Annotated in this window: 21 protein-coding genes and 1 tRNA gene; 5 read left to right on the plus strand and 17 right to left on the minus strand. The window is 37.6% G+C overall.

Translation table 11 applies throughout. The features are described from left to right. Positions 1-109 precede the first annotated feature (109 nt). The 3 genes from Q0Y84_RS10755 to Q0Y84_RS10765 all read right to left on the minus strand — a co-directional run bounded on the left by Q0Y84_RS10755 (position 110) and on the right by Q0Y84_RS10765 (position 3252). Positions 110-1447, minus strand: coding sequence for a PTS sugar transporter subunit IIC (locus Q0Y84_RS10755; protein WP_297953475.1), 1338 nt, complete (start codon positions 1445-1447; stop codon positions 110-112). A gap of 382 nt (positions 1448-1829) precedes the next feature. Further along, a complete protein-coding gene (locus Q0Y84_RS10760) occupies positions 1830-2684 on the minus strand; it encodes a metallophosphoesterase family protein (RefSeq protein WP_297953477.1) in 855 nt (284 codons plus the stop codon). Positions 2685-3036: 352 nt separating this feature from the next. Beyond that, positions 3037-3252 (minus strand): hypothetical protein, encoded by a 216-nt coding sequence (locus Q0Y84_RS10765; protein WP_297953479.1) that lies wholly within the window; start codon positions 3250-3252, stop codon positions 3037-3039. 139 nt (positions 3253-3391) lie between these two features. Between Q0Y84_RS10765 and Q0Y84_RS10770 the strand changes: the two genes are divergently transcribed. Further along, positions 3392-3787 carry an iron-sulfur cluster biosynthesis family protein gene (locus Q0Y84_RS10770; protein WP_297953482.1) on the plus strand — a complete coding sequence of 132 codons (396 nt, stop codon included), beginning with the start codon at positions 3392-3394 and terminating at the stop codon, positions 3785-3787. Between the two features lie 60 nt (positions 3788-3847). Here the strand turns inward: Q0Y84_RS10770 and Q0Y84_RS10775 are convergent, their stop codons facing one another. Beyond that, positions 3848-4450 carry a sugar O-acetyltransferase gene (locus Q0Y84_RS10775; protein ID WP_297953485.1) on the minus strand — a complete coding sequence of 201 codons (603 nt, stop codon included), beginning with the start codon at positions 4448-4450 and terminating at the stop codon, positions 3848-3850. Positions 4451-4598: 148 nt separating this feature from the next. Here Q0Y84_RS10775 and psiE point away from each other — a divergent pair, with 148 nt between their 5' ends. After that, positions 4599-5006, plus strand: a complete 408-nt coding sequence (psiE, locus tag Q0Y84_RS10780; protein WP_297953488.1) for a phosphate-starvation-inducible protein PsiE — start codon at positions 4599-4601, stop codon at positions 5004-5006. Between the two features lie 33 nt (positions 5007-5039). On the opposite strand, the gene Q0Y84_RS10785 is transcribed toward psiE, so the two are convergent. The 3 genes from Q0Y84_RS10785 to Q0Y84_RS10795 all read right to left on the minus strand — a co-directional run bounded on the left by Q0Y84_RS10785 (position 5040) and on the right by Q0Y84_RS10795 (position 6299). After that, complete coding sequence (locus Q0Y84_RS10785; protein WP_297953492.1) at positions 5040-5204, minus strand: hypothetical protein; 165 nt, start codon at positions 5202-5204, stop codon at positions 5040-5042. Between the two features lie 182 nt (positions 5205-5386). Further along, positions 5387-5459: transfer RNA gene (locus Q0Y84_RS10790), tRNA-Thr, on the minus strand. 81 nt (positions 5460-5540) lie between these two features. Continuing rightward, positions 5541-6299 (minus strand): NADPH-dependent oxidoreductase, encoded by a 759-nt coding sequence (locus Q0Y84_RS10795; protein ID WP_297953495.1) that lies wholly within the window; start codon positions 6297-6299, stop codon positions 5541-5543. Between the two features lie 180 nt (positions 6300-6479). On the opposite strand from Q0Y84_RS10795, the gene Q0Y84_RS10800 reads away from it, so the two are divergent. Both Q0Y84_RS10800 and Q0Y84_RS10805 read left to right on the plus strand, forming a co-directional pair. After that, positions 6480-6746, plus strand: a complete 267-nt coding sequence (locus tag Q0Y84_RS10800) for a LytTR family DNA-binding domain-containing protein (protein ID WP_297953498.1) — start codon at positions 6480-6482, stop codon at positions 6744-6746. Then, a complete protein-coding gene (locus tag Q0Y84_RS10805; protein WP_297953501.1) occupies positions 6743-7153 on the plus strand; it encodes a DUF3021 domain-containing protein in 411 nt (136 codons plus the stop codon). The genes Q0Y84_RS10800 and Q0Y84_RS10805 overlap by 4 nt, the downstream gene beginning before the upstream one ends. 44 nt (positions 7154-7197) lie before the next feature. Here Q0Y84_RS10805 and Q0Y84_RS10810 read toward each other — a convergent pair whose 3' ends face one another. The 4 genes from Q0Y84_RS10810 to Q0Y84_RS10825 are packed head-to-tail and all read right to left on the minus strand — an operon-like array spanning position 7198 to position 13023. Beyond that, the gene (locus Q0Y84_RS10810; RefSeq protein ID WP_297953504.1) at positions 7198-7572 is read right to left on the minus strand and encodes a hypothetical protein; all 375 of its coding nucleotides are present in this window, start codon (positions 7570-7572) and stop codon (positions 7198-7200) included. A 45-nt stretch (positions 7573-7617) separates the two neighbouring features. After that, positions 7618-9855: a DEAD/DEAH box helicase gene (locus Q0Y84_RS10815; RefSeq protein ID WP_297953505.1), complete on the minus strand. Its 2238-nt coding sequence runs from the start codon at positions 9853-9855 to the stop codon at positions 7618-7620. 11 nt (positions 9856-9866) lie between these two features. Continuing rightward, positions 9867-11195 (minus strand): ATP-binding protein, encoded by a 1329-nt coding sequence (locus tag Q0Y84_RS10820; protein ID WP_297953508.1) that lies wholly within the window; start codon positions 11193-11195, stop codon positions 9867-9869. Beyond that, positions 11146-13023 (minus strand): TerB N-terminal domain-containing protein, encoded by a 1878-nt coding sequence (locus Q0Y84_RS10825; RefSeq protein ID WP_297953511.1) that lies wholly within the window; start codon positions 13021-13023, stop codon positions 11146-11148. The genes Q0Y84_RS10820 and Q0Y84_RS10825 overlap by 50 nt, the downstream gene beginning before the upstream one ends. Positions 13024-13219: 196 nt before the next feature. On the opposite strand from Q0Y84_RS10825, the gene Q0Y84_RS10830 reads away from it, so the two are divergent. Then, entirely contained in the window at positions 13220-14878 is a 1659-nt protein-coding gene (locus Q0Y84_RS10830; RefSeq protein ID WP_297953514.1) for a phosphoenolpyruvate carboxykinase (ATP), read from the plus strand. A gap of 134 nt (positions 14879-15012) precedes the next feature. Here Q0Y84_RS10830 and Q0Y84_RS10835 read toward each other — a convergent pair whose 3' ends face one another. The 6 genes from Q0Y84_RS10835 to Q0Y84_RS10860 form a co-directional block, all read right to left on the minus strand. Then, positions 15013-16050, minus strand: a complete 1038-nt coding sequence (locus tag Q0Y84_RS10835; protein WP_297953517.1) for an IS3 family transposase — start codon at positions 16048-16050, stop codon at positions 15013-15015. Beyond that, positions 16017-16724: a helix-turn-helix domain-containing protein gene (locus tag Q0Y84_RS10840; protein ID WP_297953520.1), complete on the minus strand. Its 708-nt coding sequence runs from the start codon at positions 16722-16724 to the stop codon at positions 16017-16019. Before Q0Y84_RS10840 ends, Q0Y84_RS10835 begins: the two co-directional genes overlap by 34 nt. Positions 16725-16814: 90 nt before the next feature. After that, a complete protein-coding gene (locus tag Q0Y84_RS10845) occupies positions 16815-17228 on the minus strand; it encodes an NUDIX domain-containing protein (protein ID WP_297953523.1) in 414 nt (137 codons plus the stop codon). A gap of 147 nt (positions 17229-17375) precedes the next feature. After that, positions 17376-17606, minus strand: coding sequence for a hypothetical protein (locus Q0Y84_RS10850; RefSeq protein ID WP_297953526.1), 231 nt, complete (start codon positions 17604-17606; stop codon positions 17376-17378). An 86-nt stretch (positions 17607-17692) separates the two neighbouring features. Then, positions 17693-18424 carry a carboxymuconolactone decarboxylase family protein gene (locus tag Q0Y84_RS10855; RefSeq protein ID WP_297953529.1) on the minus strand — a complete coding sequence of 244 codons (732 nt, stop codon included), beginning with the start codon at positions 18422-18424 and terminating at the stop codon, positions 17693-17695. A 181-nt stretch (positions 18425-18605) separates the two neighbouring features. Further along, positions 18606-20255, minus strand: a complete 1650-nt coding sequence (locus Q0Y84_RS10860; protein WP_297953532.1) for an APC family permease — start codon at positions 20253-20255, stop codon at positions 18606-18608. Between the last annotated feature and the right edge of the window lie 300 nt (positions 20256-20555).

A 20555-nucleotide genomic window follows, 5' to 3' on the forward strand; every position in this document is an offset into this window, starting at 1 on the left:
GGACGATCAAAACTCACTTAAGAATTTTGATCGTCCTATTATTATGGTCTAGGAGCTAGTTTTTTCCCAGACACTCAATTTGCAGAAATATTTGATTGATTTATTTTTATTATTCTGCCTTATCTTCTTCTATAAGTTGACGTTTGTTAAGTGCCACAATAAATGGTAGATAAATCAAAATGTCTAAGATAATATTGATTACTTGTAAAATTGATCCAGCAATACTTCCCGTTGCCAAAAATCCCGAAATAACTGGCGGCATTGTCCAAGGAATCACAGTCCCGTTACATAATGGAACTAAGCCTAAATCCATCGCAAAATAAGTGGTAATCGCATTTACCATTGGCGCAATCATAAACGGAATGATTAGCAATAAATTCATTACAACTGGCAGACCAAACATAGTTGGTTCATTAATATTGAACAAACCAGGCACGATAGTCAGTGGTGCCAGAACCTTGTTTTGCTTACTTGCACGCTTGCGCCATACCAAATATCCAATACACAGTATTAGCCCAATAGTGGCACCGCCACCACCCATGTAAACAAAGTTATCGATGAATGGTTGCGTAACAATATGTCCGCCATGAGCTAAGTCTAAGTTACCTGCCTGATTCAATACACGGTTAGCATCAGTCTGCATCAACCAAATTGGCTGCATTGCAGTGTTAACTACGTTACCACCATGGATACCAACAAACCAGAATAAACTCAATAAAATAATTGAAACTAATGTACCGATTAAGGTATCGCCTAGCGCGCCCAATGGCTTAGCTAAAATATTCATGATTACATCGTGAATATTGCCCCAGCCAGTCCAAGCAAAAAGCCAGTAACCACAGCCAGCAATAGCAATTACAGCAGCTCCTGGAATTAAAGCTGAAAAGCTCTTAGCCACAGCAGGTGGTACAGTAGCTGGCATTTTAATTTGAATATTATGGTTAATAAACCATTGGAAAATCCAAGCACTCAAAAGGCCAAAGATAATAGCTACAAATAAGCCTCTACTACCTAAGTAAGTATAAGGAAAGCCTTCAACCGGAACCTTATCTCCACTCATAATGCTTGGTGTCAAAATAAAGAAGACTGATGCGGAAATAATCCCGGCAGAAACACCATCTGTTTTATGCTGGTTAGCATAACTCCAAGCAATTCCGAAAGCCGCAATTAATCCCATGATTCCAAAGGAGCCATTAGTAATCTTAGCTAAAATCTGCGCTAAGCTTACCCCGTGAACCGCGGTTTTTGATAGCCAATCAGACCAACCAGCTACTGGGAATGAGTTAATGATCATGAATAATGATCCCACAATAATTAACGGCATAGCCATGGCGATACCGTCACGAACAGCAATTAAAGGCTTAAAACTACCTATTTTAGCGGCCACGGGCATAATGTGTTTGTTAACAAACGCATTCAAACCTCCGCTTGATTTACTATTAGCCATAATAATTCCCTCTTCAATCTACAAAAAATGAGCTCGTGTTTCTTTGGTATATACCTATCGAATTAATAATATCATGAAAGCGGTTTTATTACCACTATTTTCACAGAAATATTAATCTACCAAGAAAAATATTGCAGTTATGTCTGTAAGTGCTATAGTTTACATGTAATCATAAGAATAAAGTGAGGAAATGAAGTTATGACTAAATACGACGTTAAGTTAAGCGAAGAAGATTTACAAATGATCAAAGATTGTCATTCAAAGAACCTTTCAATCATGAAGGCCATGAACGAAGCTAAAAAAGTAGAAGACTAATTTAGGTTTTCGATCTCTAAATCAAAAAAGGCATCCCTGCGGATGCCTTTTTACTATGCTAGATTTTTTATCCTTGGGGATGCTTCCAATTATAGACGCGAACGATTTCTCCTATTCCGTTCAACACTACCACATTACCATCATTATGCGGATAAATTAAAGGATCAGAATGTGAGCCGCCATCAGTAAAGATTCGCGCTGGCTCATCTGGATACTGCACCGTTCTAACGACACAATCATCAATTGGCAAACGTTTCATTTCACGACCATCCACAAACTTTCCAGCTAAAGTAGCAGTTGGTGTATGCCCGGTTACAATCGTCTTGCCAGTTTGATTATGTGCCATGATTTTCAACAATGGATCAGAGTACCAATACTCATCTCGTGCCCAAACACGATAAAAGTCATAATCAAACTTCAAGCCATACTCTATCTCAGTGTAAGTAGCCGGATCATTGTAACGATTATCTGGCCGCACACCTGCATGAACAAAAATCAAATGCGGCGTTTCATACATAATTGGACAGCTTTTTAGGAAGCGATAATATTCACTGTCGCGCAATTGCTCTGGTAAAACAGTACTGCCAAATAGACTAACTAAACTTTTACCGCCGCCATTATAAAACCAAATGCCGTTTTGATGCTCTCTTTTTTCCACAAAATTAAGCAGCATTTGCTCGTGATTCCCCAGAAGAATGATCGCACCTTTACTTTTTTGCTCAATTAAAAAATTCAATACTTCTTTCACATGTTCGCGGCCATCAACATAATCCCCACCAGCAACTAATTGGGCTACCGGAAAGTCTGCTTGTGCTTGCTTAATTAGGTCCAAAGTTTCTAGATTGCCATGAATGTCAGAAATAAAGATATAGTTCTCTTTCACTCGATCATCTAACAAGGTACGGTTAATTATTTTCTTCATTTTAATACTCCCCCAAGCGTCAAACGAAACTAATATTCTTTTTTCTTATTATAGCAGATGCATTTTGGACTTTTCACATGATACCAAATTTGTATTAAACTCTAAGTATAATTTCACCACATCTCAAGCAAAGATCACCCGACCTCGTGATCTTTATCCAAAACCTTTTTATTTCACTTTGCATCAAATAGACTACAATAATGATGAAAAGAAGTGATTACTATGTTTAATCCAGAAAATGCAATTGAGGCTAATGATTTACATGTTGATTCTTTCAAATATCAATCAGCCGAAGAAATGCCGTCTGATGTCTATGCTAGTTGGGAAGATGAACATCCCCACGCCAAAGTTTTTAAGCTTGATTTTTCAACTTACGTAGAATTTTTTCATTCTCTTCAGTCCGCTTTTCAACAGCTGCATCGATGATTGAATCAAACCAGTGACTATCGTCATCATCTGGTTGATCTGGCTTTTTATCAACATCATTTTTTATTCGCTTGTCAGTTTCTTCATTAATAATCGAATCTAACCAGTCAAACTCGTCGGTATCATGATCATTTTTGTTCATTATTTTTCCTCCAATAATTTAATTATATTGTACCTTTTCTCTAGCAAAATCAGCTAATCCTTGATTTAAATCAATTTATTAAGCTAACTTTTTCATTATAATAAAGGTAACTAAATGAGTTAAGAAAGAAGTGTTTAAGATGAAAATTGCCTTCACTGATAAGGCGCTCGACTACTTAAAGAGACGCGAAATTTTGGATAAAATCTTAATTTTGATTGCCGACGATGGCGGCGGCAAGTATTCCATCAAAGGTGGCGGTTGCGCCATTGGCAGTCACTTTTCTATCATTTACGTGGACAAAGTTGATCCTGACTACCCAATCAAGCTTGAAAATGATCAGGGCGTTAAGATTTACACCTCTAAATATGATACAGCCATGATGGGGCCAAACATGGTGGTTGACTACGCTAATGCCTCACTGACTTTGAAGAGTGACGAAGGTCTGCTTGATGGCGGCGTTGACATCGGTAACGGTGCTGAATTAATTAAGGCCCAAAAGGATGTCAAAATGACCGGCGTTGAATGGCGTTGCTAAATTCCTCAATAATGAATTAAACAGTGTTGAACTTCTAACATTCAACACTGTTTTTCTTTACTACAAAAAATTACTACTATTAGGATCAAAACCGGTTCGGTCAGCCGGGGTAATTTTTCTAATTACCTGGCAAGGATTACCAGCCGCAATTACGCCATCCGGGATGTCCTGTACCACCACACTTCCGGCACCGATAATCGAATTGCGACCGATAATCGTGTTGGGCGTTACAGTGACTCCAGCACCTAGCCAAACATTGTCGCCGATACCAATTGAATGGGCTACGCAACCACCCATTTTTCTTTCTTCTGGGTCAAACAAGTGATTGCTTGTGTACAAGCCAACTTTTGGCCCTAGCAAAACGTTATTGCCAATATAAACCGGCGCACCATCTAAAATTACGCAATCATAATTGGCATAAAAGTTATCACCGACATGAATGTTAAAGCCGAATTCGCAACGAAAATTGGGATTTACGAAGGGATGCTTTCCCGTTGAACCGAGAAGTTCTCTAATTAGCACTTCTTTTTTAGCATGATCAGCTTCATTATTAATATTGTTGGTTTTCAAGGTAGCCAAATCTCTTAAGGTATCAAGACGTGGTTCGGCATCATTATAAGGACGACCTGTAGCCATATAGTTAAATTTTGTTCTGAGCGACATGTTTCTTTCCTTTCATCTAATTTTTCTTTATTTCTATTATAGAAAAGAAAAAGCGCTTTCGCATGTTTGACGCATGGTGGGTGATATTTATTGTTCTCAAACGCATTACTTACTTTATACTTAATATAAATAAAGAAAGGATTTATCAATGAAAAACTTCAACAAATTCATTAGCAAATTTGCCCGCTTTTTACAGATGTTACTAGTCATCGCAATTGGCCTATTAGGTATTCTTTTAATTATTCTGCTATTTCGCGATCTAATTCCATTATTTCAGTCGCTATTTTCAGTTAAAATCCAAGAAAGTAATTCTGCAATTATGGATGAAATAATTGTTTTCTTCCTTTTCTTTGAATTTACGGCAATGATTATCTCTGCCTTGCGCCATCACGGACATACTAGCATCAACTTTTTGCTAGGCCTAGGTGTCACAGCATTAGTTCGCAGCTTAATCACAGCCCACGGCAATATCTGGGGAACTTTAGCCACAGCAGTTGCCATCTTAGTCTTAGTAATTGCAATGGTAATCTTTAATAAAAATCTGCGTAATATGTAAAACAGGCAAGATCTTACACTTGCCTGTTTTTGGTTACTTAGTTGTACTTACCTTGCTCTTCTGTGAACTAGAATATTTTTGCGCACTCATTTTATTTTTGATTCGATAAATCTTTTGTGCCGATTGATAGATCACTATCACGATACTAATTGTATATTTGGCAATTTGGACAAATCGTTTAATTTTTCCTCTAGTCATCTATACCACCTCATCCTACTTCTGATAGCTTAATTATATCTAGCGGTAGGGTTTCAAGATATTTTTATGCCTAAAACGGCGTTATATTAACTCTTTCTTAACTATCTACCAAAAATAAAAAGCCTGCATGAATACTCAACCATAGGCCGGGCTTCATTACAGGCTTTTTTGTAATACTCTGATGCTGAATGCCAGAGTCGAACTGGCGACCTTCTCTTTACGAGGGAGATGCTCTACCAACTGAGCTAATTCAGCAAACTCATAACACATGAATTATACCAAATGTCGCTAATTGGCGCAACGGCCTTTTTTTCAGCTAGTATCCAAAAATAGATATTATTTCCAATCTAAGCACAATCCTTGCTTGTGCAATTCCTCCGGCAATTGATCACGATCAGTTTCATGCAGATCCAACTTTTTACCCGTAATCTGCTTAGTAAACGAATCAATCCGGCGATTAGCATCCCGCAAGTCATAATAAGTCGTAACGACGTCATAGTAGTCCTTGAGATCTTTTACATCAAAATCTTTTTTGTATTTACCTTCAAAACAGGTAAATTTAAGGGGCAAACGCGGCTTCAATTGTGGCTCTTGATCAGGTACGCCCACTTGCATCCCCAGAACTGGAAAAGTCAATTTAGGCAAATCCAGTTCTTTCAGCATCTCAAGAGGATGATCATTTACTGTTCCTAGTGGCACATAACCGAGATTCATGCTTTCTACCGCATTAGCCACGTTTTGATAAGCAAGTAGTGTATCTTCCATCGCTTGGAAAAAGATATCAGTCGTATGAACTCGACCGTCGTCCTTGCCTAATTGCTGGCGAATTTGTTGGTTGCGGTATAAATCCACAATAAAAATAAACAAATCACCTTCAGCCCCAACATATTTTTGGTTGCAAAGTTCCTTAATTCTCTGCTTTTGCTTTGGATCAGTTATATGTAATAAACTCGCATTTTGCATAAACATACTGGTAGCAGTATGTTGAAAAACTGTGTATAAAGTTGTGAGCTGCTCTTTATTTAACGTTTCATTCTTGAATTTTCTAATTGATCTGTGATTAACTTGAGCATCAATAGTTGAATTATGAATCATTTAATTCTTCTTCCTATTACTTTCTTTTAATAAGTAGTGTACAAAACTTTGTTGTCGATTGTAAAGGGGCTACGCCAAGCATTTTACCGAATACTGTCATGAAATGACCGATGACCATAACTTTACTGTTTTTCCGTACCTTTTTACGTATACTCATAGTTGAAAGGAGTAAATTAAATCATGAAGTTCGAACTTTTTATCAAACCACATGAAGAAGAATTTGTCCAAGCGCAAGTTCATCAAAAATCTTCCTTTACAGATCAATTAGCTGCATCAGTACCTGCTAACTTTTGGCAAATTGATAAATCAGCTATTGCCAATCGTAAGCAAATTGCTCGTTTTACTACAGATAAAGAAGCCGGTGTTAATGTTATTTTCCAAAATGGTTTGAGTGACTATGTTTCAAGACGATGTTTTTCTAAAATTAGGAAAGAGCTAGAATCATGAAAGTTGCAAAAAAATTTATATTACGAGGATTAATCGCAGCTGGTTTTGGACCACTAATCTTAGCAATTGTCTATTATTGCCTACATCAAGCTGGCATAATCACAAATTTATCAGTTAATGAAGTAGCTTGGGGAATTTTTTCTACTTTTCTGCTTGCCTTTGTTCAGGGTGGAGCGGGAGCTGTCTTTACAATTGAAAAACTTTCTATGAAAAAAGCTACAACTATTGATTTTATCCTTATTTATTTCACCTTATTAATGGTTTATTTGCTAAATGGTTGGATGACACCAAGTTGGATTGTCATTGGAATTTTCACACTAATGTTTATCATTGGCTACTTTATTATTTGGACAATTATTTATCAATCAGTAAAAAAATCAATTAAACAAATAAATGCAAAGTTATAATTCAGCCTAACAAAAAATTCCTACCGATCGGGCAGGAATTTTTCTTACTTTTGATTTTCTAATTTATTAATTTGTGCTTCAACTAAAGCGTATGCTTGTTCAGCTTGATTCTTCGCTTGAGCATAAGCTGCCAAATTTTCATCGCCTTCACTCAATACGCGAGCAAAAGCAATTTGCTCTGCCATCAGCAAGTTGAACAATGAATCCCACTGCTTATCATCGAACTTAATTTTCTTAGCAGTAATTCTTGGCATCAATTGTCGAGTCTTATTAAATGCCTTTTCCAAAATTTGTTCATCAGCGTCGGTCAATTCACGCACATTATAAGCTTGATGAACTTGGTGCACCTTGACTAATTCTTTGAGCAAATCACGTGCTTGAGCGTCCTTAGAAACAGATTGATTAATTTTTAAAGCCATTATTCTTCTCTTTTCTATCTGATTTTTGTCTATTATAACAAATAATTATTTATTCCTTTGATATTCTTCCGCCATTTGCTTAACGCAACGCTTCATTTCTTGAATATCTAACACACTTTGCGCAAATTCTTTTCGTAACAATTCTGCTGGTAAATACTGATCATACTTATCAATCCCAGGTACTTCTTTTGGATAAACCAAATCTAAGGGAGCGAAGTCTTTCGCCGCTTCTTCACTAAGAACGCGCCAAAAATCACTTTCATCACCATTCATCGCAAAGTACATGAAATATGGTCTTGATGAATTAAAACCGCGAATATTCAACTTTTCACCACATTTAATCTTGATTAACCGCTCTAAAGCTAAGAAAGCATAAGTCCCGGTCCATGGGAAAAGACACCACATATTGCCGCCCAGTTTAATCAAATTCTTCTTCATTAATTCAGCAGCTGCTGCAGTATCACGTGCTTGCGTTAATCGAGCCTTGCCATTTTGCATTAAGTAAGGATACAGCAAATTTTCTTCGAGCACCTTTTTCATTCTTTGCAAAATTTTCGGCTGAATATCACCCGGTACATCGCCAAAATAGGCTGGAATTCTCCCCTTTACCTCATGACAATATACTTGATGACGCTTGCGATCAATATCTTCAACTACCCAGACACGGCCAGCAATCGCAATTTTATCGCCAACTGGAGACGGCTTAACGATCGTTCCCAATTCTTCGCTGCCAGCATGGACGCTAAATTCTTCATTTTCTTGGAAAACAGCATAAAATTTAAAGTTATTCACAACTTTTTCACCGGCTAAGCCAACAATCAAGCCATGATTTTCAGTCCATTCGATGTGGTCAGTTTTAAGCAGGTGTTTTAATAAAACACGATAGTCTTCTTGCGAAACATTATGAAAATACGATAAAGTCAAAACTCTTGAAGCTAATTCTGCTGGCGTCATTTCTCCGCTTGACGCTAATGTACTCATGGTCTGATGATAAAGCAAACTATAAGGAAGTCGGTTAGGTGCAGGTGGTTCAACCCACTTTTCTTCAGCATAAAGCTGCACCAAAGCAATCCCTTGCAATAGCGGCCACGGAATTAATTCCGGCAACATCGTCCTTGATTCTGGATGCTCCTCGCGCATGACAAAGTGCATTTCCGGTGGATTGCCGCGTCGACCCGTCCGCCCCATTCTTTGTAAAAAGCCTGACACAGTAAAGGGCGCATCAATTTGAAAGGCTGATTCTAATTGTCCTATATCGATCCCTAGTTCAAGCGTTGCTGTCGCACAGGTCGTCATATAAACATCTTCATCTTTCATTGCTGCTTCTGCTGTCTCACGCAAGGCTGGCGACAAATTTCCATGATGAATCATAAAACGATCAGACTCATGATTGTAGGCACAATAGGCTCTGAGTTCTTGACAGACTGCTTCACATTCTTCGCGACTATTAGTAAAAACAAGGCACTTTTTACCACGAGTATGCTCAAAAATATAACCAATTCCAGGATCCGCTAATTCCGGTGCCCTGTCGGTTTTGGGTTCAACTTGACTGGGATCAAAATCTTTACTGCTTGCTTGTGGATCAGTTTGGTAAAAATGTTCCATCGATAAGTGCCAGATTTGCGGTTGATTTTGCACTTTAGGTGCTACTGTCTCCCGACTAGATCCAGCTCCCAGAAACTTGCTGGCATCCCTCAAATTGCCAATTGTAGCAGAAAGCCCAATTCTTCTAGGATTGACACCAGCTAACTTGCTCAAACGTTCAATCAAGCAGAAGGTCTGCCCGCCGCGATTACTTCTTAAAAACGAATGCAATTCATCAACCACGATATACTTCAACCTGCCAAATAAATGCGGGATATCCATATGCTTATTGATCATAAAGCTTTCAAGCGACTCCGGCGTAATTTGCAAAATGCCCGAAGGATGCTTAAGCAATTTCCTTTTCTGCGTTTGTGCAATATCCCCATGCCAGCGCCAAACTGGAATGTCTACATCCTGACACAACTCAGTTAACCGCTCATATTGATCATTAATCAATGCCTTTAGCGGCGCAATATACAGCACCTTAACCGAATCTTGTGGTTCTTGATAAATGTCCGACAAAATAGGGAAAAATGCTGCCTCGGTTTTTCCAGAAGCCGTTGAAGCTGATAACAATACATTATGATCAGTATTAAAAATTTCCTCAGCTGCCGCTACCTGAATTGAACGCAAAGTTTGCCAACCGTGCTCATAAATATAGTCTTGAATAAATGGTGCATAATGTGAAAAAACGTCCATTTTGCTTTTCCTTAAATCTTAAATTCAGTGTAATCTGGCTCCTTATTGTCAGATACCGCTTCAGACTTAGTGTAAGAGAACTGATCTGAATTAAGCAGTGTTTTAATGTCTGTTTGTGGATTTTGCCAGACAATATCTAGTAGTTCAATAAAATCGCGGATAATTTCACGCGGCGTAATATTAGTATCGGCACCTATGCGAGTATATTCAATCTTAATAAATTGAGCTAAATCATCATCCGTAATACTGCGCTCATAGCCATATAAATTAGCATGCATATCCGCCAATTTTTCGGTTAAAACCATCATTTCTTCTGCCGTTAAAGGCTCTAATTTAATTACTGGTGCATACATGTCCCGCGCTCCTGCTTGGGCGAATTTTCCTGTAGCTAGCCGTGAACGCAATGCTTCATATGAGTAAACACCGCGCCGCCGATCCTCAATTGCTTGCGGCGTTCCACACATGATAATGCCTAAGTACTTGGCCTTGCCTTGCAAGGTATCGTTATACATGGTCAGAATCTTTTCATAATTATATTGCCGACTAATCGCATTCGGAATCTTGTAAATATTGACCAATTCATCAATCATAATCATTAAACCAGCGTAACCAGCTTGTCTAAAGAAAGTCGCAAAAAGCTTGAGATATTCATACCAATCGCTATCTGAAATAATAATATCGACACCCAAAGCTTTTTTAGCTTCGGTTTTATGACTATATTCTCCTCTGAACCACTTAACTACTTTAGCTTTGGTCTCATCATCACCGCTCATATAAGCGTGATAATACATATTAAGCAATTTGGCAAAATCAAACCCATGAACTAATTCATTCAGCGAAGCAATCACGCCATAGATTTTTTGATCAACTTTTGCTTCAAACTGAGGATCATCATTGCTTAACCCGGTTTCTTGAGAAACTTGCATCTGCACTGAATTAATCCAGCGATCCAAGATCAAGGTCAAGGCGCCACCTTCTGGTCTAGTTTTAGTTGATAAATTTTGAATTAATTCACGATAGGTAGCTAATCCTTGTCCCTTTGATCCTTGCAGTCGCCTTTCTGGAGAAAGGTCACCATCAACGACAACAAAATTTTTATCCATCACATAATTGCGAATCGTTTGCAATAAAAAGCTCTTGCCTGACCCATAACGTCCAACAATAAAGCGAAAACTTGCACCACCTTCTTGAATGACATCAACGTCATGCAATAAAGCTTCAATTTCGGCTTTTCTACCAACCGTGATATAAGGCAAACCAATCCGTGGCACAACCCCACCTTTTAAGGAATTAAGCACAGTTTGCGCGATTCTTTTCGGTACTCTTCTTTTTTGTGGCATAATTTAATCCCTTCAAAAACATTTCTCTTAAATCATCTACATAGTCAGCAACTAATTGTGGTTGATCTTGGTCATCATTTTCTAAAACGACATCACCAAATTCATCAAATAATTTTTCATTAATACTATCCATCAAAATCGAGGCCATTAAGTGATGCTGCTTCAGGTATTCCTGCCATGGCTGTTGCGTGAGCAAGGCATGCAAGAAAAACATTTCATGTTCATTCAAAGCATAATCATTATCAAAATTAACTGTTTCGTCTAGCGTTTGCTCTGCTTCTACTGGCTGTGTTTCAGCTTGCTCTAGTTTCTTTTCTTCTTCCGTCAATAAACTATCCCGCGTCTTTGAAGCATTGGCTCGTATTTGATCCAAGTCAGTAAAATCAATTTTTATTTTGTCCAGCTGCGCTTGCTTTTCTTGAATGCGATATTTTGCAATCCCCGCTTCAATCGCCTTCAACACAGCCTGATCAATAAAGCGCGGCTTAATCGACCGTCCCAACTTAAACTCTTTACGGGCCACACGGTCTAATTCATGCAAAAAATTATTCAAATTAACTCGCTGTCTTTTAACCTGCTGATCACAGTGAATTTGCCATTTTCCTTGATAACAATGATACTTTCTCACTGCATCAATCTCTTGATTGGCTACTTGACGTTTTCGCGGATAAAAAACACTACCTGCAAAAATTAGCTTTTCAATTATATCAGGCTTGCCCACAAAGGCACTGTAATATGCAATGCCATATTTTTTAGCATCAAGCAACTCTTGCCACACACAATACAACAATTTAGTAAACAAAGCTTCATTTTTATTAATAATTTTAGACGTCTGCCAATAAGTTGTTTTTTTAGCGAAAACTTTAGCTAATTCTTGAGCGGAAAAATTCTCCGGATGATGCAAAATTTCATAATCATGATCACGTTTAATCTCTGCCGCAAAACGCTGCTTAATAATTTTTTCGTCTAAGCCATAATAAAGCACATAATCTTTTAACCAGTCTTGCAAATAAACATCAATACTCAAATCAAATTTTTGCACATAATTTTCTTCAAATTCGAGCAGTTTTCCATAGCCGGCTTGCGGATCAGCGACCCCAATGTTATTCAACAATTCATAGATATAGACAAAGGCATAGGACGTACTCGTTTTTTCAAAAACATGCTGGCGAATTTTACTCCGCCAAGTAAAATAACTTCGTAACTGCCCCGTATTCATATCATGATAGGTTGGATAAAAGCGTTTGAAAGCGAAGAATTCCGAATAATTATCATCATAATCAGCCATCAGTTTAGCTTGTTGATAAAAATTTTTAGCTCGACCACGACTAGGCAAAATACTGTAGTCATAAATTGCCAGCATCTTTTTTATTCTATCGGGAATCAAGTCAGTGTTATGCTTCTTGCGAAAGTTTTCACGTGGTTTAATCTTTTGAGCTCGATACCGATCATCCACTTTATCTGGAGCAATATAAAAATATTGGTCTTGTGCAATATTTACTTCATCGCCATTCATCGCTAACTTAAAAGCAAGATCAAGCGCTTTTTTTAAAGAGTCGTCACTAGCACTGTCCAAGATTGCACCGACCCAATCACTTGCCTTTATTCTTTTAGGCTCAGTATAACCAGGTAAGTCCAACAATAACGCAGCCATTGAGCCACATTTTAAATCTAAAACTGGCTGATTTTGACCACGCGATAGCATGACAAAATAGCCACTATCCACTGGTGACATCAGGACATAAGTGCTAGTCGAACCTGGTACAACTGGCTGAAATTTTAAACCATATTTAGCATAGACATACTTAAAAAGTTGATTTGAATCCATTTTTCTTCCTTTCGCACGTATGTTCATTATATCATCTAATTTATTTTCGCTAAAGTAGCTCCAGCTAGCGATTGATATATACTTTTGCATTTCATAATATTTGTATGGTTATTAACAAGCAAGTATGTTAATATAGTTTATGTAAGTTATTGAAAGCGTTTTTATAAAAGCTTCCTAGAGAGGACAAAAACTTAATATGAGTACACAAGAACGTTATTCTCAAGATGAATTAAGAAAAGACAACCCAATGTTTAGCCGCACTCGTGCTACTATCGAAAGTGCATTTTATGGCAACAACGTCCACGAAGTAACTAGTGTTGCAGAAGCTTATAACTTAGCTAAGAAGCAATCAGGCGTTATTGTGACCGATTTACCAATTTTACACACTAAGGAATTAGGCTTGCCACATGGTGCAACCCAATTGGTTTACAACCACGGCAAGATTTTAGGTAGAACTGCTAGCGCCCGTCACTTTGTTGACAATCCTAATGAAGACGCTGAAGCATTAGACGGCAACTTACGTGAAGATATTTACAAGGGACATGAACAAAAGTACTTAAAGGCTACTGTTTTAGTAGGTCTTGACCCATCATTCACTGTAAAAGCTCACATCATGATGCCAGAAGATCAAGCCTTTAACCTTCTTTCATACATCCTTAACTTCCACTTCTTTGACGATGAAGCTGAAAAATTATACGAAAAATCAAAATTCTATGATGAACCAGATATTTACTTCTACTTCGATCCAAATGTTCAAGATGAAGATTATCCTAAGGGTTTAGGCGTATTCGACGCTCCACATAACTGTGCTGCTGTCTTCAACCTACGCTACTTCGGTGAACTTAAGAAAGGTACTCTAACCTTAGCTTGGGCAATTGCTCACCGTCATGGCTACACTGCATGTCACGGTGGTGAAAAGTCATTCCACTTTGACGATAAAGATGATAAGACCTTTGCCTTCTACGGCTTATCAGGTTCAGGTAAGTCAACTTTGACTCACGAAATGTACGATGGCAAGTATGACATTACTGTTTTACACGATGATGCCTTCATCATTTCACGCGAAGATGGTTCTTCAGTAGCCTTAGAGCCTTCATACTTCGACAAGACTCACGACTACCCAGCAGGCCACCACGAAACTAAGTACTACACTACTATTATGAACTGTGACGTAACTTTAGATAAAGATGGCAAGAAAGTTATCGTTACTGAAGACTTACGTAACAACAACGGTCGTGTTATCAAGACTCGTTACACCAGTCCTCACCGTGTAGACTTTGAAAAGTCACCAATTACCGCATTGTTCTGGATTATGAAAGATGGTTCATTACCACCAATTATCAAGATCGATGACCCAGTTTTGGCAACTACTATGGGCTGTACTTTAGCAACCAAAAGAACTTCAGCTGAAAACTTACCTAAGGGCTTTGACATGAATACTTTGGTTATCGAACCATTCGCAGACCCATTCAGAGCTTACCCAGTTTCAGGTGACTACAGAGACTTCAAGGAATTGTTCACTAAGCGTGGTGCTAGTTGCTACAGCTTGAACACTGATGCCTTTATGGATAAAGATATTCCTAAGGAAGTTACTAAGAAGTTAATCGAAGACTTGGCTAACGGCAACATTAAGGACAGCGACTTCAAGCCATTTGGTAACTTCAAGGGTGTATCATACTTACCTATCGAAGGCTATGAAGTTCACCTTGATGACCCAGAATATCAAAAGACCTTGAAAGATAGAATGCAAGATCGTTTGAACTGGCTCAACAAGTACGATGAAGAACACCCAGAAACTCCAATTCAAGATGAAGCTAAGAAGACCTTGGAAGCTATCATCAAGGAATTGAGCTAATATTAAGGAATAAAATATTGCCTCAGATAATTGAAAATTTAGTTTCTTAATGACGAAAAGACGAGAGTCACTTTGATCCGTACCGTGTCAAGTAGACAGCTTAAATATATAAATTAATTTGATTAATCAGTTCGCTATTGTGCGAGCTGATTTTTCTTTTTATCAATCTTTTTCCAAAAGTCTTTATATCGTTTATCTTGTTTTATTGGATATGAAATTATATTCTCTGGATTATTCTTAGCTTCTTTTCTAACCCGACCTGCACTCTTGCCATTGAAGCGTTCCTGAGGATCATAATTAATATAGTATTCAATGCTTGCTTTAAAGGCTTTTTCCATCTCTTCATAGCTATTCGCATTCGGATAAAGAACTTCTCGCATTTCTTTAATTAAACCTTGCCAGCCTTCCATTGGACCATTGTCAATACAGCGTCCAACTCTAGACATTGATTGTGACATGCCATGTTCTTCTATCTCATGCTTAAAAGGCATCCTGGTAAATTGAAATCCTCGATCGCTATGAAGCATTGCATGACTATTTGGCTCTCTTTTCCAAGCAGCTGACAGAGCAGCGTTAACTAGGGCTGTATCATTGCGCTTGCTTAAAGCATAGCCAACAGGGAAACGATCATATAGATCAAAAATAGTGCAGAGATAAATCTTTTGACTTGTTCCAGGAATTTTTTCTTCAGTAATGTCAGTGCACCATTTTTCATTGGGGTTAGTGGCATTGAAGTCTCTATGCAATAGATTTTCGGCAGTTTCTTCCGGTCTAGCAGCTTGATAGCGATACCTCTTATTAAATCTGGCCTTGCTAGTATAGATGCCATTCACGCACATCAAGCGAGCCACAGTTCTACGGTATATTTTGGCCTCACCGTCTGCTAGCTCATTGTTTAAAGCCAAAGTCATCTTAGGAGAACCAAAGAGGCTGTTATTGCTCTCAGCTATTTCTTTAATACGCTTAAGAATCTTTTGATCTCTTAGTTCACGTTTGCTTGGCTTATGATTAGGCCATTTGTAGTAGGCTGACCGGGCAATATTGGCTTGTTTGCACATCCATTCAATTGACCACTTATATTCTCGGTGACATTCTCTGATCAAACTGTAAAGAGAATTTCGCTGCTGTTGTTTAAGTGCTATTTGTCTTTGTTTTGGCTGTCCAGCAAACACATCCTTTCTAATTCCTTCACTTTTTTTAGGAAGGCTATCTCTTGGTCTTTAATATCATTTTCTTTTTTAAGCTGTTCAATTTCACGCTTTAGCCTTTGAGTTTCAGATAGCTCAGCTTCTTTTAAACGATGACCGCGCCTATCTGCTAAGCCGTCAGTTCCCTTTGCGCTGTATTTTTTTGACCAGTTGTATACTTGGGCATAGCTGCAGCCAAATTTAAGAGCTGTTTCCTTGTAGTTCCATTGATGATCCTTACAGTATTTCACTATCTGTTTACGTTCTTCTAGGGTTGTCTTTTTTCTCTTAGTCATATAAGCCTCCGGAATAGGATTGTAGTCCTTGAGTTCTTGATGACTATTATACTTGATAACCCACTGCTTTAACTGTGCAGCACTTCGCAAACCAAACTTATTTGTTAGATAATCATATGAGCCTTCGCCATTTAAATAGGCAGCTATGCATTTGAGTTTAAAATCTTTACTGTATCTTTGATTATATTTATGCGGTCTTAATGCTTCTGGCCCTTGATCTTTAAATGCATATACCCATTGGCGCAGTGTAGTCCTGCCAGCTCCTAAGGCTTTCGCAATTGAAGCAGGTGATGCTTCGCCACTTATGTATTGTTTAACTGCTTTAAGCTTAGCTTCATAGCTAAATTTACTTTTTCTAGACATACAAAAAGTCCTGCTTTCATAGATAGTACAATTTTATATATTTGTACTGTCTACTAAAGTAGGACTATGTCACTTAGGCTCTCGTCTTTTTTATTGTTCAATGTAATTCTGTGCTTTCGTCAAAACTGCCATCTTCTCATGCACAGTTAGATACTGTTTTGCTTCAGCTAGGCTAACCCATTTACTAGCTAAAATCTCTTCTTTTTGAGTTTTTACTTCTTGACCCGCAACATAGCTAGCAACAAAATAAACTACTGTCTTAGCCTTATCTGCTGTTAACTGATATTCAGTTTGGGCTTTAAAGGCAAAATCAAAATTCGGCTTTAGGTCAACTTCCTCAAAAACTTCTCTTTTGGCAGCTTCTTCAGCAGTCTCATTGTTTTCTAAATGACCTTTCGGAAAGCCCCAATTATGATTCACGACGCTCTGCACGATCAAATATTCCAGCTCCTCGTCTCTACGCTCTCTGTAAATAACTGCACCTGCAGAATGTTCCATCTTCATCTTTGTCACCCAACCTTTATATTCACCAATTATTAAATATTTATTAATACAGGTCAAGCAATTAAACTAAAAAAATGACCGGATTTTTGTTTCCGGTCATTTTTGCTGCAGACGAAATTGTTAAGCTCTTTTAGTAGAATATTTTAATTACTTCTTTAAGTTCTTTTCGCAGTAATCCTTGATCTTGTCATCATCAGCTTTGAGCATCCACTCACAAGCTGCTTCAGTCTTCATGGTATCATGATTATTTGCTTCCATTTCGTGATCCCAGATAGCGTCACGAATAGGCATTGAGCTACCCTTTGCCCAATCAAACACTTGATCCATTTCACGATCAATCATAGCTGTTTCTTCAATTTCTTTTGCATCTGCTGCCATAATAATAAACTTCCTTTCATTTAACAACTACATTGTAGTTCCATTAGCGATAGTTGTTAAATGAAAGCGCTTATTTTATTAATATTCTATTTTTTACCATTAACTGCTTCATCAGCTTGATTAATGACAGTAATGGCATTTAAACTTCTTGGATAACCAATAAATGGTACGTTTTGTTCAACAACTTTTGTCAAGAATTCCTTGTCATTGCCCAGCTTAATATTAGCTTGCGCATGTACCATTAATTGTGGCTCACAGCCACCTTGAGCTACAATATAGCAAAAGGTAATTATTTCTCGATCTTGATCATTTAAACCGTTTCTAGTGTAATAATCACCAAAGCAATTATCGACTAACCACTTATTAATAGTACCTTTTTTGGCAAAATCCTTCATCTGTTTTTCAAATAATCGTATTTGTGTCTCTTCACCTTTCTCTAAACGATTCTCCATCGTTGTAGTCGACTGCGACTTTAAGGGAAGTTTTACTCCTCTGGCAGTTAGTATTTCGTTAGTAATTTTGAAAAATGGAAAAACGCGGCCTAAACCTAAATAATCTATTGCTTGATACAAAACTTCCTTAGCTTCAATCGGAGTAACATCGTTATCAAGTGCAACTGGAAGCATTACTTTATATTCAGCATTTGCTTGCATCCCCAATAAATAGGCCAAAGTTGACAGCATCTTAACTCTATCTGGTAAATCCACTTCATTTTGTACTTCATCAAATGTAAAGTGATTAATTCGTTCTATAATATCTGGATCCGTTGTTTTTAACAAATTAGCATGAACTCTTTGTGCATCATCTTTAATTGACATAATATTTTCCTTTCTAAAACACTCTCTTTACTATTCATTTAAATACGTTTTAGTGTTAAAGAAAAATATCTATTTCTTATTTCATAGGATAACTTCTACTTATAATCATTTTTAACAAATAAACATCCCTAACCAATTCAATTGTTGATCAGGGATGTTTATTTATTTTATTGAAAATATTCTAGCTATCTTGCCTTGGTAGCTCATTTTCTTCAGCTTCTTCAAATTCTTTTTCGGAAACCTGTTGATCTGGACTATATCTCCGTTTGATCGGCATTCCCATCGGATTCTGATCTCTAGACATTACACTAGTTGGTACATTTGAATTAACCTTACCTGGCTTATCTAGGCCTTCAATCTCCCAAGTAAATGGAGAAAATTTATTATTAGGATCAACCCAATCTGTATGCTTCTTGGAAAGTTGATATAGCAATAAGCAGATTCCTAGAATTACTAATACCAAGATGATAATCACTGATACATAGATAAATGGTGAACCGACTTCTGCTTTAACTTGTGCTGGTGGATAGATTGCCAAGATGATTGCGAAGACACTTGAAATTAACCCCATTAGTGCAATTATCCATGCACCTACTTTACCACCTGGTACTCTAAATGAACGCGGACGGTTAGGCTGGTCATGACGCAATTTCAAGAACGTAATGAACATTAAAATGTAATACAGCATGTAAAGCACTGTGATTGTCTGTGTCAACATGATGACAAATCCTTCTACATTTGGAATCATTTTTACCAAATATGCAATGATCGTCATTCCCGCAATTTGCGTATACATCAAGTGAGCTGGCATACTATGCTTATTTTTTTGTTGGAACCAGTTAGGTAAAAAGCCACTACCACCAGCTTGACCTAACATAAATGAAGGACCTGCCATGTTCGTAATTACATTGGCTAGCAAATTACATAAACACGCCCAAACTAATACCATATATAGCCACGGCATGCCAATTGTACTACCTAAAACATGAAAGACAGTATTTAGAGTATAGATAACATTGATCTGTTTTTCAGGTACAATCATTGCGATGATTACAGTTCCTACTACGAAGATGATAAAGGCTAATATCATTGAAATGAACATTGCTTTAGGGAAATCTTTTTCTGGCTTTTTTAATTGTTTAATATGAGCAGCATTCATGTCAATTCCCGTGTACGAGAAGAAAACTCCCGCGGCCAGTGCTAAGGTACTCATCCCATTCCATTTGGGAATCAATCCTTTAGGTGTCATTAAGATTGCTGGCTTGTGGCCCTCTACTAACCACACTGCTGTCAATACAATCATTGCTATTAATGGAATTAAAGTACCAACAATTACACCATATTTAGCAATATTTGCAAATGCTTTTACTCCCTTAGTTGCAATAAATGTCAAGATCCAATACAAAATAATAAAACCTGTCATGATTAGAATTTCATGTTGTGGATGTTGTGCAAACTTTACAGCCGCATCATAATTCGGTGTATAAAACATAATCGTTGCTGCAAAGCTTGGCATTCCCATACCAAAATTGATCATGGTCTGAAACCACAAAATTAACAAACAAGTCAAGGCCCAGCCGCGGCCTAATCCTTCACCAACCCAGCGAAAGATACCACCACGGTTGCCCCAACCTGTTGCTAATTCTGCAGTAACTAATGCAGTTGGGATAAAGAAACAAATCGCCCCAATTGCGAAATAAGTGACTGCTGATAAACCATAAAATGATTGCTGGACATCATTACCTATCCCGGCGATCATCGTTACATTCATCATCGTTAAGGCAAGCACAGAAATATAATTCTGCGTTCGCATACTCTGTTTATTTTCCATTTTCGATGATCCTCTTTCTTTTCTAAAAGCGCTTTTTCATTCGCTCTAGAGCTAGAATAGGGTCACTTTACCTTAAAATGCAAATGATATACCCTTTTATTTTCAACAAGCCTTATTATTTGCAAGCCATTTCTTAAAGTTCTAATCTTAAAATGTGAGAGTTTGAATTATTTTACCAATTGAGATGTGAGAAATATAGTAAAAAAATGTAACTCCTAAGAAGTGAAGTGAGACCTAAAAGTGAGACACTTTTAGGTCTTTTACTATGTCTAAATTTAATAAAGAACAAAAAATAGAAAT

It is taken from the genome of uncultured Lactobacillus sp., assembly GCF_947367125.1.
Classification (GTDB): Bacteria; Bacillota; Bacilli; order Lactobacillales; family Lactobacillaceae; genus Lactobacillus.